General features: G+C 45.5%; 12 protein-coding genes and 1 pseudogene. 9 read left to right on the top strand and 4 right to left on the bottom strand.

Going from position 1 to position 19,869, the window contains the following annotated elements:
- Positions 1 to 12: 12 nt before the first annotated feature.
- The 3 genes from PHP87_RS02715 (at position 13) to PHP87_RS02725 (ending at position 1,431) form a co-directional block, all read left to right on the top strand.
- Positions 13 to 390 carry an arsenate reductase ArsC gene (locus PHP87_RS02715; protein ID WP_299918135.1) on the top strand — a complete coding sequence of 126 codons (378 nt, stop codon included), beginning with the start codon at positions 13 to 15 and terminating at the stop codon, positions 388 to 390.
- 251 nt (positions 391 to 641) lie between these two features.
- Complete coding sequence (locus tag PHP87_RS02720) at positions 642 to 812, top strand: hypothetical protein (protein WP_299918138.1); 171 nt, start codon at positions 642 to 644, stop codon at positions 810 to 812.
- Positions 775 to 1,431, top strand: coding sequence for a hypothetical protein (locus PHP87_RS02725; RefSeq protein WP_299918141.1), 657 nt, complete (start codon positions 775 to 777; stop codon positions 1,429 to 1,431). Before PHP87_RS02720 ends, PHP87_RS02725 begins: the two co-directional genes overlap by 38 nt.
- Before the next feature lie 264 nt (positions 1,432 to 1,695).
- Here PHP87_RS02725 and PHP87_RS02730 read toward each other — a convergent pair whose 3' ends face one another.
- Positions 1,696 to 3,669 carry an S-layer homology domain-containing protein gene (locus PHP87_RS02730; protein WP_299918143.1) on the bottom strand — a complete coding sequence of 658 codons (1,974 nt, stop codon included), beginning with the start codon at positions 3,667 to 3,669 and terminating at the stop codon, positions 1,696 to 1,698.
- 589 nt (positions 3,670 to 4,258) lie between these two features.
- Here PHP87_RS02730 and PHP87_RS02735 point away from each other — a divergent pair.
- The 6 genes from PHP87_RS02735 to PHP87_RS02760 all read left to right on the top strand — a co-directional run bounded on the left by PHP87_RS02735 (position 4,259) and on the right by PHP87_RS02760 (position 17,219).
- Positions 4,259 to 4,990 (top strand): DUF169 domain-containing protein, encoded by a 732-nt coding sequence (locus PHP87_RS02735; RefSeq protein ID WP_299918145.1) that lies wholly within the window; start codon positions 4,259 to 4,261, stop codon positions 4,988 to 4,990.
- A 231-nt stretch (positions 4,991 to 5,221) separates the two neighbouring features.
- Positions 5,222 to 6,325: a GTPase HflX gene (gene hflX, locus PHP87_RS02740; protein WP_299918147.1), complete on the top strand. Its 1,104-nt coding sequence runs from the start codon at positions 5,222 to 5,224 to the stop codon at positions 6,323 to 6,325.
- Between the two features lie 221 nt (positions 6,326 to 6,546).
- A complete protein-coding gene (locus PHP87_RS02745) occupies positions 6,547 to 7,779 on the top strand; it encodes an LCP family protein (protein WP_299918150.1) in 1,233 nt (410 codons plus the stop codon).
- A 589-nt stretch (positions 7,780 to 8,368) separates the two neighbouring features.
- Positions 8,369 to 10,171, top strand: a complete 1,803-nt coding sequence (gene pepF / locus PHP87_RS02750) for an oligoendopeptidase F (protein WP_299918153.1) — start codon at positions 8,369 to 8,371, stop codon at positions 10,169 to 10,171.
- Positions 10,172 to 10,599: 428 nt separating this feature from the next.
- A complete protein-coding gene (locus PHP87_RS02755; RefSeq protein ID WP_299918154.1) occupies positions 10,600 to 14,136 on the top strand; it encodes a glycosidase in 3,537 nt (1,178 codons plus the stop codon).
- A gap of 446 nt (positions 14,137 to 14,582) precedes the next feature.
- Positions 14,583 to 17,219, top strand: coding sequence for a PAS domain-containing sensor histidine kinase (locus PHP87_RS02760; protein WP_299918157.1), 2,637 nt, complete (start codon positions 14,583 to 14,585; stop codon positions 17,217 to 17,219).
- Positions 17,220 to 17,433: 214 nt separating this feature from the next.
- Here the strand turns inward: PHP87_RS02760 and PHP87_RS02765 are convergent, their stop codons facing one another.
- The 3 genes and pseudogenes from PHP87_RS02765 to PHP87_RS02775 all read right to left on the bottom strand — a co-directional run.
- Entirely contained in the window at positions 17,434 to 18,453 is a 1,020-nt protein-coding gene (locus PHP87_RS02765; RefSeq protein WP_299918159.1) for a hypothetical protein, read from the bottom strand.
- Positions 18,440 to 19,612, bottom strand: coding sequence for a glycosyltransferase family 4 protein (locus PHP87_RS02770; RefSeq protein WP_299918161.1), 1,173 nt, complete (start codon positions 19,610 to 19,612; stop codon positions 18,440 to 18,442). The genes PHP87_RS02765 and PHP87_RS02770 overlap by 14 nt, the downstream gene beginning before the upstream one ends.
- 58 nt (positions 19,613 to 19,670) lie before the next feature.
- Positions 19,671 to 19,869 (bottom strand): annotated as a pseudogene (locus PHP87_RS02775) (phosphomannomutase); the annotation flags it as partial.

Below are 19,869 nucleotides of genomic sequence, written 5' to 3' on the forward strand. Positions count from 1 at the left end.
GGGGAGAGTTCAATGGTTGACGACAAAAAAGAAAAGGTTTTGTTTCTATGCACTCAGAATTCCGCACGTTCTCAAATGGCAGAAGCCTTGCTGCGTATGATGTATGGGGATAAATATGAGTCATATAGTGCTGGAACCAACCCCTTCAGGGTCAATCCATTCGCAGTTAAAGCTTTAGAGCTACTCGGTGTAGATATGTCAGGCCACCGTTCTAAGGGTATCGAAGAATTTAAGGATTTGGAATTTGATTATGTTGTAACGGTCTGTGATAATGCCCGAGAAAACTGTCCCTACTTTCCTGGACGACAGGTTATTCATCACAGCTTCAGTGATCCTGCCGCGGTTCAGGGCTCTGATGAAACGGCAATTGCTCGCCGCCCTGTCACTTAGCCAAATCCGCTAAGCCGCTCGGGTTGCACTCCTGCGTTGCCCTATCCTGCTTGTCGGTAAAAGCATCTTTATTTTCTCCAGCTTGTCCAAAGCTATACAAGGGTGTGCATTGCTTAAAATGGCGGAAATTATTTGAGTTTATATAACAATCCCTATAAGCCGTCTAAGCTATTGAATCATCCTTAATTCTCCCTGGATATGATATAATATGTTTAATAGAAAATTGTCCATCTCTTAAGGAGTTGATTTTCATGGCAAAGTCTCAAAAGCAAGTCAAAACTTATAGTGATGCTCAGAAGCAAGTGAAAGAAATGAAACAATATGGTCAAAAACTTGAGTCTTCAAAAGCTTGCGCCGCTTCGATACTCAGTCAGACCGGAATGTATGACAAAGCAGGAAGACTTAAAGATAGGTATAAATAATATGTATGCTTCAATGTACTCCTCTCATCCAAGTTTCGTTTTAGGGTTTCACGGGTGTGATAAAAGCATTGTTCAAGAAGTACTGTATGACCAAACGAGACTTAAGTCAAGCAATAATGATTATGATTGGCTTGGTCACGGTATATATTTTTGGGAAAATAATCCTCAAAGGGCCTTAGAATATGCTCAAACCTTAAGCAAAAATCCCCATCTAGGGAAAGGCTTTATCCAAGAACCAGCTGTCTTGGGAGCAATAATTGACCTGGGTTATTGTTTAAATTTGTTCGAATCAAAATCTCTGATGCTCATGAAACAGTCATACGATTTGCTTTCCAAGTCCACTACTGAACTCCCCCAAAACAAGTCAGTCGGTTCCGACTCGGACTTATTATTAAGGTATCTTGATTGTGCCGTAATAGAATACCTACATGCTTATAATAAATTAAATGGATATCGTTCCTATGATTCCGTTAAAGGCGGCTTTATAGAAGGAAAAGAATTATACCCAAACGCTGGTTTTAAGGAAAAAAATCATATTCAAATTTGTATCATAAATCCAAATTGCATAAAGGGTTATTTTGCTCCTCTCAAACCCTTAAGAGGACATAGTATTCCCTAAAAAAAGACCTATCAGTGGTTTTGAAAATTTTGCTGTATATTTACTATAGCGTTTATCATCTACCTTATCATCATTTCTGCCCAACAGGGCGGTTCAAAATGCCATAACCTTGCCCCCTATGGTATAAAGCAGTTAAATAATATACTGCTGCCTACCCAAGGCCGCAATCATGAAAGCACCAAATTAGCCCGGGCAGGGAAGTTTCTGTATCCCTACCCGGGCTAATTTTATTCAGGGATTTGGGAAATCGCCTACTATTTTTTATCAAGTTTCTTCCAGGTACAAATCCAGCACCTGGCTCAGGCCATGCCATGAGCTGTCTACAATCTTGTATTCAATACGGTCAATCTTTATGCGGCTTCCAATCAGCTCATAGTTGCTGTTCTTATAGGTCAGGTGCGAGGGATCCACTATTAGGATTTGATTGAAATCCACCCAGGCATAATTTACATATATGGTGACATTGCTGGCTCCTTCCTGGAGCTTGCGGCTGCCTTTGAAGAAGACAAACTTCTGGGGCTGGTTGGCCAGGTAACCAGTGCTGGTTTTACCCGTTTCTATTACGGTAGCTTGCATGCTGGCGTCATAGTCGATACGGTCAATATCATAGGTTTTGTTATCAAAGCGCACCTTGAAGCTGGAATCAAGATCATATTGCCGGCCCTTTATGCGCAGGACATTGCGCTTTACGGTAATTATCTCATCTAGCTCATAGACACCACCGTCCCAGAGTATTCTTACATCGTCCGGGTTGCGGTATTCATTGTTTATAATTACCCACTCGTGAGTGCTGCCGGCATCGCAATAAAATATGAATTTGTTATTGTTTATATCGATGTGATTTATCTTGTACTGAGTACCGTCAATAATCATTATGACATTGGCTGAGGGGTAGTTCGTGGCATCGACCGTAAAATTCCCTTTGGCATCCACCTTCACCTGCGACATGGTATAGCGTTTCCCGTTAACAATGAAGTCCACGCGGCTGCTGGATTGTAGGTTTACAGTGGATGTACCGGTAAAGATAGCCAGAATATCACTCATGGAAAGACCCTCAAAAACCACCGGATCGGTTTTACTGAGCTGGGGTGAAGTGTCGCTGTCCCCCAGGATTGCGCGCTTGATATCGTAAAATTCCTTATCCAATTGGATGGTAATCTTGTCCTGGCTCAAATTATAGCTTTTCTCCCCCAGTTTTACCGTATACTCATCAACTATCTCCAGGTCAGAAAGATAGCGTTCACTGTTCGCCGAATTAATATAGAGCTTGATATAATCTGAGTTATAGGTATAAGTCCCGGGGCTGATCCGGTTGAATTTGCGGCAGCCGGGGTAGGCTACCAGTTTGTTGCCGCTAAGCGAATACCGTCTAATAGCATAACGGTTGTTGTCGATAATAAGGTCGGGATTATCGCTTAAGGACTCCAGTTGCAGCTTCTGATTTCCATTGATTAAAACGGAAGATCCAGCGGCAACAATAGAGGAGATTTTGAGGTCGGTAAAATTGATCTTGATATAAATGGGAGTTGTTTGCAGGTTAAACAATCTTTCTCCCAATGCCAGGGTGTTTATATTGCCGGTGACGGAACTGGACGGGGGAGTGACTGGAGTGGAAATGCCCCGCGCAGCTAAAAATTTGGACATTACAGTACAGACCTGGGCCCGGGTCATATTGCGAAATGGCTCAAAGTTGCCGTTGGGGAAACCCGATATTAGCCCCAGGTCATAAGCGGTTTTTATATAACCGCGGTAATCGCTTTTTTCCACTGTAGCCCGGTCATTAAAGGGCAGAGTGCCGTTATCTGCCGGTTTACCCAGAGCCCTGACCAGCATGGCTGCTGCCTGGCTGCGTTTGATGCTTTCATCCGGGCGCAAACCGTCAGGATTCTCGGCGGGGATTAGTATTCCTCGCTTGACAGCCTCGTTTATGCGCGCCAGAGCCCAGTGTTTTTTGGCATCACTGTAGTTCACAGTGCTCTTGTCACCGGCTTCTGCCTCCAGGCAGAGGGTTAATACGGTGATAAATTCAGCTTTGCTCATATCCCGGTCGGGTTTAAATGTTCCATCAGGATAGCCGGAAAGATAATTCAAGCTGGATAACTGTTGGATATAATCTTTGGCCCAGTGAGTGCTGGTATCCGGGAAGCTTGGAGCGGCGGAAAGGGGCGGCCCGGAAAACACAAAGCTGTTAAGAACAAGGGATAGGAATAACAGGACTGCCCAGAATTTTTTTTGCATAATGAACCTCCTTTGAAAATTTACTCTTTAGCAATAGCTCCACAATCAGAAAATCTACATATGATGTCACTGCAAAAAGTAATAAATATGCATTAGTGTGCATAAATATACCGCTCAGCAACCTTAATAGCGACCGAAGGGAGCACCAGAAGTGCCCGCAGGGTGCAACCTTAATAGCGATCGCAGGGCATGTAGGGAACGACCCCCGTGTCGTTCCGAATCAGGCGCAACAACCCTAATAGCGACTGCAAGGCATTGTAAGGGCGGTCTTCGACCGCCCGCTTTCACTTTCGCCAACGCTCGTTTTGTATATTCATGCAACCCTTATGCAACAAAAAAGGTTTTTTGCAGTGGAGTCACATATATATTTATTGGCTAAAAACATGGTTATTCCTTCCTAAAAAGAAAAGTAAAGCAGATATTCCTGATACGGAGGGGAGGAAAAGCTGTGCTATAATAATGGTATTTACGCTATTTAGTGGTTTTAAAAAGATTAAGCTAATTAAAAAGATATGGTTTGGGTAAATTAAAAAACTGCTGACAAAGTTGCCGAATATTAGTGATGGGGAAGGGAAAGGGGTGCTTGATAATGGATTACTATGATTATGCCCAGGCGCTGAAGTATTTTTTGGAATTGTATCGGCGACCGGTGGCGATCCGTTTTCTCTCCGATGAGGAGGAAGTTCCACCGGATTACCGCTCCGATTGGGATCTTAGTTTTTGCCAGTTTGTGATGCTGGCCCAGAGTGGTGACAAACTCATGGCTACTGCCGATAACCTGGCTTGTGCCAATGGTGCTGCTGCTCTGGGCTTAAGGCCTCTGCCGGAAAAAATAAGAAGTGGGGAAATGCATAGCCGACTGAATCTATTCGCCTCCCCCGAAATGGCGGCCCAGGTCTCCGCACTTACCCCCCGAATTCCCCTGGGAGCTTATCCCGGGATATTGCTGGCAGCACTGGATGAGGCGGATTTTGAGCCCCAGGTGGTTATCTTACAGGGTAAGCCCGCGATGTTAATGTGGGTACTGATAGCCGACAACTATCATAAAGGAGGACGCTACTCTTTCAGCACCGCTGTTTCACAGGGAGTTTGCGTAGATGCCACGGTTATACCCTTTTTAGAGGGAAATATCAACTTGAGCCTCAGCTGTTTTGGGGGGCGCGGCTCTACCGACCAGAGGGAAGATGAGGTTTTGCTGGGGGTACCTTTTAAAGATTTGGATAAGATAGTTGAGGTGCTTCCTGAGTTAAAGAATACCATTATGAAACGCAGTATCGAAAAAACTGCCTACAAGCGCTTGCAGGCCAAGCTAAATGCCTAAAACTATTAAGGGTATCTCCCTCCCATGCTCAGGGGCCACAACCACCCATTAAAATATACTGGCCTTACATAGGGGGCTGTTTTTGACGCAGATCAACGCAGATTTAATATGATTTTTCTTTTGTTATAGTTATCAACGTGAATCATAAAAATCAGCGTACTTCAGCGTCTAAAAAATCTATTTTCATACTAAGCGCATTTGGATCAAGAAAACGAATAAGGAGCTGAATCATTGTATAAAAAAACTGCTTGGGAGAAGGCGATATTGGTAGCTGTAAAAACCGAGGCTACAAGGGATTCGGATTTTAATTCCTCTATGCAGGAACTGGCCGGGCTGTCTGAGGCTGCTGGGGCGAAAGTGGTGACTACCTTGACTCAGGCCCGGGACAAGCCTCATGCTTCTACTTATATCGGTAAAGGTAAACTACAGGAACTGGAGCACTTGGTATCTGAAGTGGAGCCTGATCTCTTGGTGTTCGGTAGTGAGTTGTCTCCCACCCAGCTCAGAAATCTGGAGGAAAAACTCCAGAGCAAAATAGTTGATCGGACTCTTTTGATTCTGGATATATTTGGGCAGCGGGCCAGAAGCCGGGAGGGTCTTTTACAGGTGGAACTGGCCACTCTGGAATACCGTTTGCCACGGCTTACAGGTATAGGAAAAGAAATGAGCCGCTTGGGGGCAGGAATAGGAACCAGGGGTGCTGGGGAGCAGAAACTGGAATTGGATCGGCGTCATATTAGAGGTCGTATTCGGGAAATAAAACGGCAGATGGAAAAGCTGGAAAAGACCCGGGAATTACACAAAAAAAAGCGGCGCCGGGCCGGATATCCGGTTATATCTTTGGTGGGCTATACCAATGCAGGTAAGTCCTCGTTGTTTAATGCCCTGTGCCGGGTGGCCCACAGTAGTGGGCAGTCCCAGGTTGAAGCTGACAGCCGCCTTTTTCAAACCCTGGATACTACTACCCGGAAAATTAATTTGGATTCCCACTATGAGGTTCTCATTACGGACACGGTTGGTTTTATTCAAAACCTGCCTCACCACCTGGTAGCCGCCTTTCGCTCTACCCTGGAGGAAGCGGTGGAAGCTGATTTGCTTTTACATGTAATCGATCTGGCCGACCCTTCTTACTTGGATAAGATCAAGGTGGTGGAAGGGGTGCTGGAAGAATTGGGAGCCGAAAAAGAAAGAATTATGCCGGTTTTCAATAAAGTTGACCTCTTGGAAGGAATAAATCCCAAGCAGGCTACTCCCAACTATGTATCTGCCCGCACTGGCCAGGGGATAGAGGACTTGCTTGGCCAAATCAGAGCCCAGTTGGAAGCCATGCGATAAACCTTATCTTGCAATAGCTGAGTGCTTCTCCCCATTTCATTTCTAAGAGTCTGTTTTTCGTGAAGTTTTTCCATGGCTGATAAATCATGTGAAAGAAGCCGGGCCATAAAAGCATAGACAATATAAAGTGGCGGCGCTAAAATGAGTGATAAAGTGGCGGCGTTAAAATGAGTGGGGAAAATTTTGCTGAATAAATATTAAAAGAAGTGAGGCAGTCCTTGGTGCGAATAAAACAGATTTTCAGGAAGAAGATAGTCTTATTTGGTCTAATATTTTTGGCTACTTTTGGGCTGGGAAAATTTATTGGTGAGCAGTTTACCGACCAATCAGTGCAGACTAGAGTCAGCGGCGGCAAGCAGGTAAATATTCTCCTTATGGGTATTGATGCTCGTTCCAATGAGGCAAATTCTCGCAGTGATACCATGATTCTGGCCAGTATAGACGGCAAGAATAAGAAAGTGGCCCTGGTTTGGATTCCCCGGGATACCAGGATAGAGGTTTCCCGTAACCGCCATGATAGGATAAATAGTGTGAATTATATCAAGGGGCCCGAGGCGGCCTGTAAAGCAGTAAGCGAATTGCTGGGTACCCCGGTTAATTACTATGTGGTAAGCAATTTTAATGGCTTTGCCAAGATTATTGATATCCTGGGAGGGGTAGACATCAATGTGGAGCATGATATGGACCACTGGGATCCCGACCCCAAGCTGCAGATAAATATTTCCCGGGGACAGCAGCACCTGGACGGACAGCAAGCCCTGAGCTTTGTTCGCTTCCGGGATGTGCCCACCGCAGATATTGGCCGTACGGGTTTGCAGCAGACCTTTGTCAAGGCTCTGGCGAATGAAGTACTACAAGGTAGTACCATCCTTAAACTTCCCCGTCTGCTGCCGGAGATAGCAAAAAATGTTAAAACCAATATACCAGCGGATGACATGATTTACCTGGCGAAGACCGCTCGGGATTTTAAGGCCGAGGATATGATCACCCAGACCTTGCCCGGCTATTCTTATACCGACCCGGCCAGCGGCGCCAGCTACTGGCAGGCTGATGAAAAGATAGCCAATGGTATAGTGGCAGCCCTTTTTGCCGGCAAGACCTTTGAGGTGGCTCAAGCCAAGCCCAGTTGGGTTAAACAGAAACCGATTTCGGCCTCATCCCCAAGCTCCGAGGAGTCGGTTGAAGCCAGCGAGCTTGAACCAGGGCTGCTGGAGGAACAGGCTGCGGAAACAGAAGAATTTTCTTCTCCTGAAGGTTATTTAGAGCCGGTTATTCCAGGTGAAAAGGAAAATATCAGCGGGGAAGAAGCCGAGCATTCCCCGCTTGCGCCAGGGCCGGTCGAGGGAGCGAATTCACCGGATAATAGTGGAGGAAGCGGGACGACACCGGCTCCGGTACTGCCGGATGAGGGACAGAAACAGCCGGATAGCATCCAGTCCAATCCCTTGCTGTAGCTTCCACCAGCCTACACGAAGTGAAATATCTTTCCGGCTTCTTTAAGCGGCTAGAGTCCTAACAAAACAAGCGTTATACCATATATGGGTCTCAGAAAAAAGTAAAACCCCTCCTGGAGGGGGGGCCGATATCAAGAAGCATTAGGGATAAACATTCCTCTTCAACAATATAGCGATGGTCTTTATTTTCTTTATCTAATAATACTTTCCGTATTTAACTTTGGGTTTAACTGTTATATCGTTTAATTTTTTTGATGACAAGGAAAGTCCTTATATACCTCTTCTGTTTTTGCAATTACTGACATTTTATTGCCCTCCTCTGGAGAACCATCAATAACATCACAGTTATTCTTATTGTTCAAATCATATCACCTTCCAAATCTTGTTTCAACAACTATATGTGTAGTATGGCGAATTTAGAAAGTGATTATTTGCTCGTGAACTATCACTCCCTTCGCTCCCGTTCAGGAAGGGGTCTTCCCGACCCTATATCGAATACTACTGCAAAATAAGCTGGTAAATGGGGTATAATGCTAAAAGGCTTGAAAAATAAGAATAATACGAAGCCAGGAAGAAAAGGGGGAATAGAATGGAAGGCGAGAGCAAGAAACGGGAAGAAATCAGCCCGGAATACCAATGGAAGCTGGAAGATATTTATGCGGACGAAAATAGATGGGAAGAGGAATATAAAGAGCTGGAAGAACAGATACCGGCGCTGGAGAAGTATAAGGGAGTACTGGGTAGTTCTTCCGCCCAACTCGTGCAAGTATTGAATTTTTCCCATGACTTGGAACGCAAGGCGGAAAAGCTCTATGTTTATGCCCGTATGAGGCGGGATGAGGATAACGGCAATTCCCATTATCAGGCCCTCTTTGACCGGGTGCAGCGACTAAGTATAGAACTGGGCAGTGCCAGCTCCTATATTGTTCCGGAGATAATCAGCCTGGCCCCGGAGAAAATAAGTGTTTTTTTGGACGAAAATCAAGATCTGCAATTGTATTCGCGTTGGCTGGATGAACTGATGCGGCAAAAAGAACATATACTCTCCCCGGCGGAAGAGCGCATATTGGCTATGAGTGCGGATTTGTCCTTGGCGGCCAAAAACATCTTTGGAATGCTCAATAATGCCGATATCAAGTTCCCGGTAATTCAAGATGAAGAAGGCAAAGCGGTGGAGCTTACCAAAGGACGCTATGGCAGCTTTATGGAGAGTAATGAGCGCCGGGTGAGAAAAGAAGCCTTTACGGCTTTATATGGCTCTTATGGTAAAGTGAAAAATACCCTGGCTATGAGCCTTGCTTCCAATGTTAAAAATGATATTTTCTACGCCCGGGTGCGCAAGTATCCCTCGGTCCTGGAAGCTTCGTTGGATCAAGACAATATTTCTCGTGAAGTTTATGAGCGTTTGGTGGAAACAGTGCATAATAACATGGAACCCATGTATCGTTACCTGCGTTTGCGGAAAAAGGCTCTGGGCCTGGATGAACTGCATATGTACGATATCTATGCTCCGTTGGTTAAGGAATTTAAAAGCAAGGTAAGCTATGAGAACAGCCGGGAAATGGTGTTAAAGGCCCTGCAGCCCTTGGGGGATGAATATCGGGCAATTTTGCATGGCGGGCTGAATAGCGGCTGGATTGATGTTTATGAGAACGAGGGAAAGACCAGCGGGGCTTATTCCTGGGGTTGTTACGACTCCCATCCTTATGTTCTTATGAACTATGATGATAAACTGGATGATGTCTTTACTCTGGCTCATGAGATGGGTCATGCCCTGCACAGCTATTATTCCAATGAAAACCAGCCCTATGTTTACAGCCAGTATAGTATTTTCGTGGCAGAAGTGGCGTCTACAGTAAATGAGTTACTACTCATCGATTACCTCTTAACCCAAAGCCGCGAACCCCGGGAAAAGGCCTATCTTATCAATCACTACCTGGAACAGTTCCGGGGCACTGTGTACCGCCAGACCATGTTTGCCGAATTTGAGAAGAAGATTCATGAGCAGGTGGAACAGGGCCAGACCTTGACGGCAGAAGGTCTTGGCCAGAGCTACCGTGATTTAAACCGTTTGTACTATGGCCCGGATACGGTATTGGATGAAGAAATAGATATGGAATGGGCTCGTATACCTCATTTCTATTCTGCTTTCTATGTTTATAAATATGCTACCGGTTTTTCCGCTGCGGTAGCTTTGAAGGAACAGATACTGCAGGAAGGTCAGCCGGCCGTTGACCGCTACCTGGAATTTCTCAAGTCGGGCAGCTCTGATTACCCGCTTAATCTGCTTAAAAAAGCCGGGGTTGATCTTACTACCCCTGAACCGGTAGAAAAAGCCTTGGATATTTTTGCCCGGCTGGTGGCGGAAATGGAAGCAGTGTTGAACATTTAAGCATCTGAGCCCCAACAACAGGCGTCAGGGAACGAGCCCTGGCGCTTTTTTTGCTTAGTAAGGAAAGTGAGGGGCGAGGGGTGAGAGGTGAGAGGTGAGGGGTTATTGGTCGTTGGTCGTCAGGCGTCGGGAGACGGAAGACAGAAGGCGAAAATCGGAGGACGGTATGGTCACCAGACGCCGGGGATTAGAAGGGTATCCCAACTACATCTTATTATACAAGCGCATACTTACCCACTTTTTATCGGTGGTTGTGACCCCCTGGGCCGTGTTGGTTAATCAATTTTTAATAAAAGGTGCTTTTACAGCTGGCAATTAATCAGCGGCAAATAAATATTAAGATGCCGAAATGAACATATTATTATAGTAACCGGGTAACAAAAGGGTTTTAGCTTTTTTGCCACATAATGACGAGGAGGGGCCAGGAATTGAGCAATTTAAATACCGAAAGCCTCTTTGATGAAGTTTTAAGGGAAATAGCGCCTGAACTTGAGCAGTTTGCCAACTATGACCTGCTTATTGGCATCCCTTTCCACAATGAAGTGGAGGCACTACCTTTAATACTGCAATCGGTGGACCAGGTTTTACAGTCCTGGATCGGACGCCGGCAATTGATAGTTTGTATAGGTGATAACTCGGGCCAGGCGGTTATCGATTCTATAAAAAAACTGGAATTGAAACACCCGCACATTGAGTTCCTTTTACCCCGGGAAATAAGCGGCCGGGGTATGAGCATCAGAGCCATCATAGAAATAAGTGCGCGCCTGGATGCGGACCTGCTGCTTTTCAGTGCTAATATGGCTACCGAAAGGGGGCCTGGAATTGATGGAGCCTGGTTGGAAAGCCTTTTAACCCCCATACAGGGGCACTATGACCTGGTTTTGGGGAGCCTGCGCCGTCATCTGGGTATAGACAGTATCGCTCATATGCTGGCAGCACCGGTACTGGAAGCTTTTTATGGCAGCCGGGTGGGCGATCCCCTGGGAGGAACCTATGCTATTTCGCACGACTTCTGTGAGGAACTGGCGCATGAAGCTCGTTTCTGGGGCGATAATATCCGGGGCTATGGGGTGGATTTTTGGCTCTTGACCCGCGCTCTTTGCTGGGGCAAGAGTATTTGCGAAGTAAATATGGGGGGAGTCATAAAACCGCACCGTCTGGAAACTAGAAACAGGATTTTTTATGATAACCTGGGTACCATATTTGAGGCGCTGAAGCGGGACAGCGCCATCTGGTTGCAGGATCGTCTGGTAATCAGGGTGGCTGATATTTTGGCCCGTAGTGAAGTCAAGCAGCCCGATTTCGAGAGCTATTCTTTTCCCGACCTCTGGCAGAGTTTTCAGAAAGGTTACCAGAAATACCACAGCCTTTTGCAAAGCTGTGATCATGAGAAGGAGATCGAAAAGCAGTTGCGACTGCCCCCGGAAGAATTTCACCTTTCCGATGAACTATGGGTCTCAACGCTTTTTTGCTTTCTCCTGGCCTATTCCTTCGATGAGGGAGCAAATCGCCGGGAGATACTGGCGGCTCTGACTACATTATATAATGGGCGAGTAGCCAGCTATGTCCTGGAAATGCGCAGCTTCAGCGAGCAGCTGGGCTTTCTCACTACTCGCGAAAAGGATGCCATATTGGTAGGCAAGATGGATAATATACGACAATGCCTGTCTAACCGTTTCTGGTTGTTAAAACCCGAATTAAGCCGGCAATGGCTGCACCGGCGGGAACAGGTCAAACCAGCCATAGTTCCGCTGGGATACATGGAATATGTTCCGGGTAAACCCATAGTAGTTCCTAAAAAAATCTTAGGAAAAGATCACTGCTTGATTAACACGGATTGTATATTCCGGGAATTAAGAAAACGCTATGAGAATTCCTTTAATACTTTCCTGGAGCAGGGATTAGCAGTGGATGTAAATGCTCCTCCCAAAATCATCGTGGCAGCTATAGAGGATTTTATGGAGCGACTGGAACAGAGCCTGGAGGAGCTCTTCCCCGGTGACCTGTATAACGAGGAAGGACTGGAAGAATTTGTTGAGGCTCTTTTTGCGGTTTTTCCTCAGCATTCCATGTTTACGGTGGGGGAAGACCTCTTACGAGAAATGCTGGTCCGTTTCCCTCCGGTTAATATTATGATTCCTTTGGCTTGTTACAAACCGGCCGACTTGATCAAGAAAATGGAAGCGCGTGATGCTCTTACCTATGCCAACCTGGTGGAGGGCCGCTTATACTCTGATCGGACCCTATTATGGCTGCTGGATAATCTTAAACCGGAAAGCTTTCAATGGGTGGACTTGAAGCCTATCATTTTGAAAGAAGAGCTGCATCCGGGGGAATTGGCTCAGATACGCTTATCCTATTTAAACCGGGTCACCGGTCGAATTACCATCAAGTATCTGGAAGAGGGGAAAGGAGGAAAATACCCGCGCTTAAGGTATTTTACCAGTATTATTCGGCGATTGGCGGTAGCGGAGAACTTTTCTCAGCTATTTCAAGTGATTGTACGGGAACGAAAAAACCTGGGGCTCAAGGTGGGTAATTCTTTGTTAAAACTGCAAAAAGGCGATGAGTTGTCGGCCTTCAATATTTTTGAAAACCAGCACCACCGCAAATTGGTAGAAAAACTGAGATACCTGGCTAGAAGGCTTTCAGAACAGGGAAATGAAGAAAAATCCCGGATATTTACTCTGATGGCTGATGGTTATGGACTCAGTCAGGTTCTGGAAGATGAAACTTTCCTTACTTGCACCGCCTGGAGCTGGGCCAGTTATAGCTTCAAGGGCGGAATAAGGATTCCCACCCCCATGACTACCAGCGTGGAAAACCGCTGGTTCAATCATGATTTACTGGAATTGCTTTATCAGGAACTGGGCTACGAAGCGCAAGAAATAGCGCAGATCATCTTTCGCCTTATCCAGGCGAACAAGGGCAGCCAGAACCTCTTGGATACCCTCTTGCCCGCCCGACCCCGCGATGTAGCGGTGGTGGTACAGGAAACCACCAATGAGCCCAGCAAGTACTTGAAGCGCTATGAAGGTAATCCTATTCTCGAACCTATTGAGGATAATGATTGGGAATCTAAATATGTATTGAATCCGGGAGCTTTACGGATCAAGGACAAGGTCTATTTGTTTTATCGGGCTGTGGGCAGCGATGATATCTCTCATGTCGGCCTTGCCATCTCGGATGGCTATAAGGTTCTGGAGCGATTGCCCCGCCCTATTTTTTCTCCGTCCACCGCAGAGGAGAAGAGGGGCTGTGAAGACCCACGCTTAATTATAATTGAAGATAAAATTATCATGCTCTACACCGCCTATGATGGGAATATTGCGCAAATAGCCGCCGCTTCCATAAAGGTAGAGGATTTTCTGGCCGGGAAATATGAGAACTGGAAGCGGGAAGGCCTGGCCTTTAAGAACATCTGGGATAAAGATGCTATACTTTTCCCGGAAAAAATCAACGGTAAATATGTGATTTACCACCGCATCGAACCCAGTATATGGGCTACGTATATGAAAGAAATAAGTTTTCCCCTGAAAGAAAACCATGCTATTATCATTGGCCCCCGCCCGGGACGAATGTGGGATTCGCTAAAAATCGGAGCCGGGGCGCAGCCTTTGAAGACCAAATATGGTTGGCTTCTGATTTACCACGGGGTGGACTATAATTATGTTTACCGCTTGGGAGTAATTCTGGTTGATCTAAATGATCCGGCCAAGGTAATTTACCGTTCACCCAATCCCGTTCTGGAACCAGAAGAAGACTATGAAATCGGACTTTCAGGAGCCTGGGTGCCCAATGTAGTTTTCACCTGTGGCGCAGTAGCCGCTTCAGATAAGGAAATACTGGAGGACAATGATGAAATACTGGTCTATTATGGGGCGGCTGATACCAACATAGGAATGGCTCGGGCTACCCTGGCCGACCTGATACCCGAGGCCTTCCGCATCGAGGTTCAGGCTTAGAGTTTTTGCAGTAAGTCAAATATGCTTAAAGCTGGTTCAATGAGATCCAGCTTTTTCTTTTGTTATAGTCTTTCTTATTTCACTTATTACCTATGACTCTATTGCAAAAACCCCTCTTGTTGCATAAGGGTTGCATAAATATACAAAGCGCTGGCGAAGCCTGATTCGGAACGACACGGGGGTCGTTCCCTACACACCCTTCGGTCGCTCTTAATGTAGCTGAGCGGTATAAATATGCACGCTAATGCATATTTATAACTTTTTGCAGTGACATCACCTATGGCTTGTATTCGGTCTCTAAGTATGGCTGTTTCATAGTTGATATCAATGCAAATTGCCGGGCAGTGGAGTAATGTAAAAAAAGAGAAATAAGCAGGAAAAAGAAAATAAAAGCAGAATATGGCATGGTACTAATTAAATTTGATTGTAGTCCATGGAGGGAAATAATGGCGGGTAAAACGGAAAGTACTGAAAAGAGTACGAAAGCCAATACAAATAGTGAAATCTTTTTTTATCCGGATGATGAGTCCCGGGAGACCCCAGGTGACAGCTTGCGCTTAATGCTGGGGGCTTTCAAACATTCCAGCCAGGCCTTTTTGGCCGTCAACAAGGATACTTCCTTTAAGGCGGTAAACCAGGCTCTCTTTAACACTTTGGGATATAGCCGGCAGGAACTAAGGTTGTTAAATGAGCGCAAAGATCTTAAAGCAATTATATCTGCAATTATTGCTGAATATGAGAATTCTAGACCAGGAAAAAAGAAAAACAAGCTAAAGATTGCTGGTAAAAATGGTGAAGATTTAATGCTAAAATATGTGGTTAAACGCAGCAGTGATGGCCGGTATTACTATATATTTGTGGATGATATCAGCGAGCAGGAACAGGCTGAAATAAAATTAAGAAAGTCGGAGGAGCGTTATCGTCTGATTGCGGACAATGCCTTCGACCTTATTACCTTAATTGACTCCAGGACGCATTGCTATCGATATCTTAGTCCTTCTCATCAAAGGATGCTGGGTTATTCGCCAGAAGAACTGATAGGGAAAAACTGCTTTGAACATATGCACCCGTATGACCGGATCCGGGTTAGCAAAAAGCTGGAAGAAGGATTAAATGCAGGCTATGGTCGGGCGCAATACCGCTCAGCAAAAAAAGACGGATCCTATATCTGGCTGGAAGCGATAGGTAGAATAATTTGGAATCAGCATGGAGAAGAAGAAATACTACTGGTTACCCGGGACATCAGCGACCGGAAAAAGGCGGAGGAGGCACTTAAATCATCGGAAGAAAGATATCGCTATATAGTGGATTCTGCTGCTGATGGAATAACCGTAGTTGATTGTGACAGCTACCGTCCTAAATACATAAATCCTACCCTGGAAAAAATGCTGGGTTATTCCAGCAAAGAGTATCGCTATGTTAACCTTTTTGATCGGGTTCACCCGGAAGACCGCGAGAGAATCTTTAAGGCAGTAAAGGAAGGAGAAAAAACCGGAGAAAACAGCGGGGAATTCCGCTATCGTAAAAAAGACGGAAATTATATCTGGTTGGATAACAATGGCAAAGTGATTTACCGGGACGGCCAGGCCGAATGGCTTTGTATATCCCGCGACATCAGCGACAGAAAACAGGCTGAGGAGGACCTAAGGTATTCGGAAGAGAGATACCGCATTATTGCCGATAGCTCCTTCCTGATGATTTCCATATTTTGTCCTGATAGCATGCAATATATATATTGGAATTCCACAGTTTATAAAATGCTGGGTTTAACTGCAGAAGATATATTGGGGCGGGATTTATTCTATTGGATTCATCCCGAGGACCATGCCCGGGCTTGCTCTGCATTCCAGGAAGTCCTGGAAAATGGTGAGGGAAGCTGTGAATGCCGGCATCAAAGGAAGGATGGTTCCTATATATGGATTGAAGCCCAGGGAAAGCTTATAAGAAACCCCGCGGGCAAGCTGGAAGTGTTGTTTTTCAGCCGGGATGTGAGCGAACTCAGAGAGGCCCGGGATAAATTGCAATGCCAGCTTGAGGAGCAGCAGGAGCTTATCAATAATCTCAATGAGCTTTTCTATATCTACGGGCCTGATTTTCGCCTGCGTTTTGTTAACCGCAAGACGATAGAGAGTTTAGGTTACAGCCGGGAAGAGATGATAGGCAAGTCAATTTTTGATTTTGTCCCTGCAGAAGACCTGGAATTGGTTAAAGCTCGCGTACTAGAACGCGAACATTGGGGGGAGGTAAAAACCTATGAACACCGGGTCTTGTGCCGGGATGGACGGGAATTGCTCGTGCGGGTAAAGGGTTCCTCTATTATAAAGGACGGATCTGTAAAGGGGGTGCAGATCCTGGCCGAAGATATCACGGAGCAGCGCAGGATAGAGAAAGAGATGCTCAGACTCGCCCAACTACAGACAGTGGGGGAAATGGCCGCCGGGATTGGTCATGAAGTAAGAAATCCCATGACAACAATAAAGGGTTTCCTGCAGCTAATGTCTCAGGATACAGAATTATCCAAATACCAGGCATATTTTGATACTATGTTGGAAGAACTGGATCGGGCCAATTCAATTATTTCTGAATTTTTGTCCCTGGCCAAGAATAAAATGGTAAACCTTCATAACCTGAACCTGAATGATATCATAACGCAATTGTACCCTTTACTTCTGGCTGATGCCATGATATCTGACAAGTATATTCTATTGGAATTAGGGGAAATCCCTAATTTATTATTGGATGATAAAGAGATGCGCCAGCTTATTATTAACCTGGTTCGCAATGGACTGGAGGCCATGGAAACTGGGCAGACTTTGGAGATTAGTACCCGGCTGGAAGCAGATGAAGTGATATTATCGATAAAGGATCAGGGCAAAGGAATAGAAAAAAGTCATTGGGAAAAGTTGGGCACACCTTTTTTTACTACCAAGGATGATGGTACGGGACTGGGCCTGGCTATATGCTATAGCATTGCCCGTCGGCACAATGCCAGCATCAGGGTAGACAGCAGCAGCCTGGGTACTACCTTTGAGGTATGTTTTGAAGTGGATATGCTGGAGGGAATATTGAAATTTCAATTTTGATGTCACTGCAAAAAGTTATAAATATGCATTAGCATGCATAAATATACCGCTCAGCTACATTAAAAGCGACCGAAGGGTGTGTAGGGAACGACCCCCGTGTCGTTCCGAATCAGGCTTCGCCAGCGCTTTGTATATTTATGCAACCCTTATGCAACAAGAGGGGTTTTTGCAGTAGAGTCAATTTTGATTTATCTTCTTAGATATCCTACTTTTCCTATGAAGACTGGTCAATATCAACTTTCTCCCCGATAAAATTCTTCATAAGTTTATCACTTAACAATAAAGATAAAACCGCTTCCGCTCCCTGGTTCAAATTAACCCCTTCCGGAGTAAGAGCATCATAACAGCCGCCCGTTTCTGCATTATAGAGAGATAAGCCATGAATATTATGACCTCGGTACCATTTATGCGCCAGGATGGCCAGCTCTAAAAACTCAATTTCACCTATGCTTTCATAGGCTTCCATACAGGCAAAAGCAGTAGATGCGGCGTCTACTGGTTGCTGGTCAAAAAGAGCTGTTTCTTGATCGCAGAAATACCAGCCATCATTACCTATAATATTGAGATAACCCTGGCGAAAAAGGATGCTATTCAAAAAATTAAGGGAGTCATAGCCTATTTTCAGGGCTTTTTTATCAGCAGTTTGCTGGTACAGTGCGAACATGGCCTGGGGAAGAATACCATTGCAGTAAGTGAGGTAATCTTCAAACCACAGCCATTTTCGGGAATGTTGCCCTTGATATAGATTGATTAAGAACTCTCCCAGCTTTTTTATGGAATCCTGTTGCCTGGCCCCCAATCCGGCCCATTGGCACTTGCACAGGCCAATTAAAGTATAGGCAATGGCCCGGGGCGATTGAAAAGAAAAGGCCCGGGGCAGGTTTCTTAAGAGCATTTCCTGGCATTTCTCACTTATTTCCGGCCAGGGACTGGAACTCCCCAGGCTGCAGGCCAGCAGAGCCCGCCCCACACTGTCATCGGAATTAAAAAGGGAAGAGTAATGTCCATCTAGCATAAAATTGGACCAGCTTCCATCTTTCTGCTGGGATTGGTCGAGAAAAGAAGTATAGCAAACGGCATATTCGCGACCTCCCGGCATCTCCATGGCAAGTATCAAGGCTCGGGCATTATCATCCAGGGTAAAACCACTGGCAGAATCAGCTTTATCCAGATGAGAAAACTGCAAAATGCCGTTTTCCCGGCTCATTTCTTGCATATGTCTATAGTCTGGCATAACTTATCCTGGGCTCCTTTGTTAATGGAGTCTCGGCTAATAACTTTTCGAACAGACGAGTGTATTCTTGGCCAACACTGGGCCAACTCCAGCTCTTACCTAGTTTTAAAGCATTATCCTGCAGGCTTTGTTTAAGATCTGGATTCGTGAGAATCTTTTTCATCAGCTCAGCCAGTTCTTCGGGGTCTGCTTCGGCGGCTAAAAGACCTCTTCCACCGCTTAAGAATTCACAAGCATAGGCATAAGAGGTTGATACTATAGCCCGGCCACAGCCTATAGCGAAAGCCATGGTTCCGCTCACGGCCTGGTCTTTATTAGGATAGGGGCTAAGATAAATATCGCTCATATAGAGATATTCGCCCAGCTCTTCATCGCTCAAAAATTTATTGACAAAAACAACATTATGCTCCAATCCCAGCTTAACTACCATATCTTCCAGCATATGCCGGTATTTTTCACCTTCCTGCTTTTTTAGCATGGGATGAGTCTGGCCCAGGATTAAATAAGTTGTTTGGGGATGTTCTTTTACGATTTGAGCTATAGCCTGGATGCCAAGCTCCAGGCCCTTCCCCGGTCCTATAAGCCCGAAGGTGCTTATTAAATCCCGCCCCTGCAGGCCGTGTTTTTCTTTTAAGCTATCTTGCGCTTGTTTTTTGAATTCTGGTACCCCATGCGGTATTACCTGGATAAGCTCGGGTGGAGCTTCATAGAGGTCGGAGAGGAGATGCTCCGAGCGCCTGGTCATACAAACGATCGCTGAAGCCCGCGAACAAAGGTAATTTAAGACCTGCTTCTGGCGTTTAGAGGGCCGGGGTAGAACAGTATGGGTAATAAGGACAAAGGGTTTATGCAGGAGTCGCACCAACTCCATTATATATTCGCCCTCCCTGCCTCCGTAAATTCCGTATTCATGTTGTATTATTATCAATTCCACCGGTGATTTGTTTAAAAAATTAGCTGCTCGTATATATGACTGTTTCTGGTTTTGCTTCAGGTTGAAAAGCACTTCGTCCGTATAATGGTATTGATAACTATTATCCGATACGGCCATAACTTTAACTTCATTACCATTGATTAACAGGCTGTTGCGTAAATCCATGGAAAAGGTGGCGATACCACATTGTTTGGGGGGATAGGTTCCCAGATTGAGTAGGATCATTGTTCTACACTCCTTTAGCAAAGGTACTATAATAAATCTTCCCGTATTACACAATTAACTATACCTGATCTTGAAATCCGCTCTCAGGATAATTGTAAACCGGGGTAAAGGGAAACCCGGCCGGGTTTCCCTTTTCTTCCATGCCCAGGGATTGCAGGCAGCCAAATAGCTCGGCTTTTATCTGCTCCAGGGCTTCAGGACTTCGGCCCTCACAACGAACAATTAATTCAGGACCGGTATTGGAAGCCCTGACCAGG

The organism is Syntrophomonas sp., from assembly GCF_028707975.1.
Taxonomy (GTDB): Bacteria; Bacillota; Syntrophomonadia; order Syntrophomonadales; family Syntrophomonadaceae; genus Syntrophomonas.

Bases quoted from the DNA above. Each gene is read 5' to 3' on its own strand.
- PHP87_RS02730 (WP_299918143.1), bottom strand. From the start codon at position 3,669: ATGCAAAAAAAATTCTGGGCAGTCCTGTTATTCCTATCCCTTGTTCTT.
- PHP87_RS02720 (WP_299918138.1), top strand. From the start codon at position 642: ATGGCAAAGTCTCAAAAGCAAGTCAAAACTTATAGTGATGCTCAGAAG.
- PHP87_RS02770 (WP_299918161.1), bottom strand. From the start codon at position 19,612: ATGATCCTACTCAATCTGGGAACCTATCCCCCCAAACAATGTGGTATC.
- PHP87_RS02760 (WP_299918157.1), top strand. From the start codon at position 14,583: ATGGCGGGTAAAACGGAAAGTACTGAAAAGAGTACGAAAGCCAATACA.
- PHP87_RS02725 (WP_299918141.1), top strand. From the start codon at position 775: ATGACAAAGCAGGAAGACTTAAAGATAGGTATAAATAATATGTATGCT.
- PHP87_RS02715 (WP_299918135.1), top strand. From the start codon at position 13: ATGGTTGACGACAAAAAAGAAAAGGTTTTGTTTCTATGCACTCAGAAT.
- PHP87_RS02735 (WP_299918145.1), top strand. From the start codon at position 4,259: ATGGATTACTATGATTATGCCCAGGCGCTGAAGTATTTTTTGGAATTG.
- pepF (WP_299918153.1), top strand. From the start codon at position 8,369: ATGGAAGGCGAGAGCAAGAAACGGGAAGAAATCAGCCCGGAATACCAA.
- PHP87_RS02765 (WP_299918159.1), bottom strand. From the start codon at position 18,453: ATGCCAGACTATAGACATATGCAAGAAATGAGCCGGGAAAACGGCATT.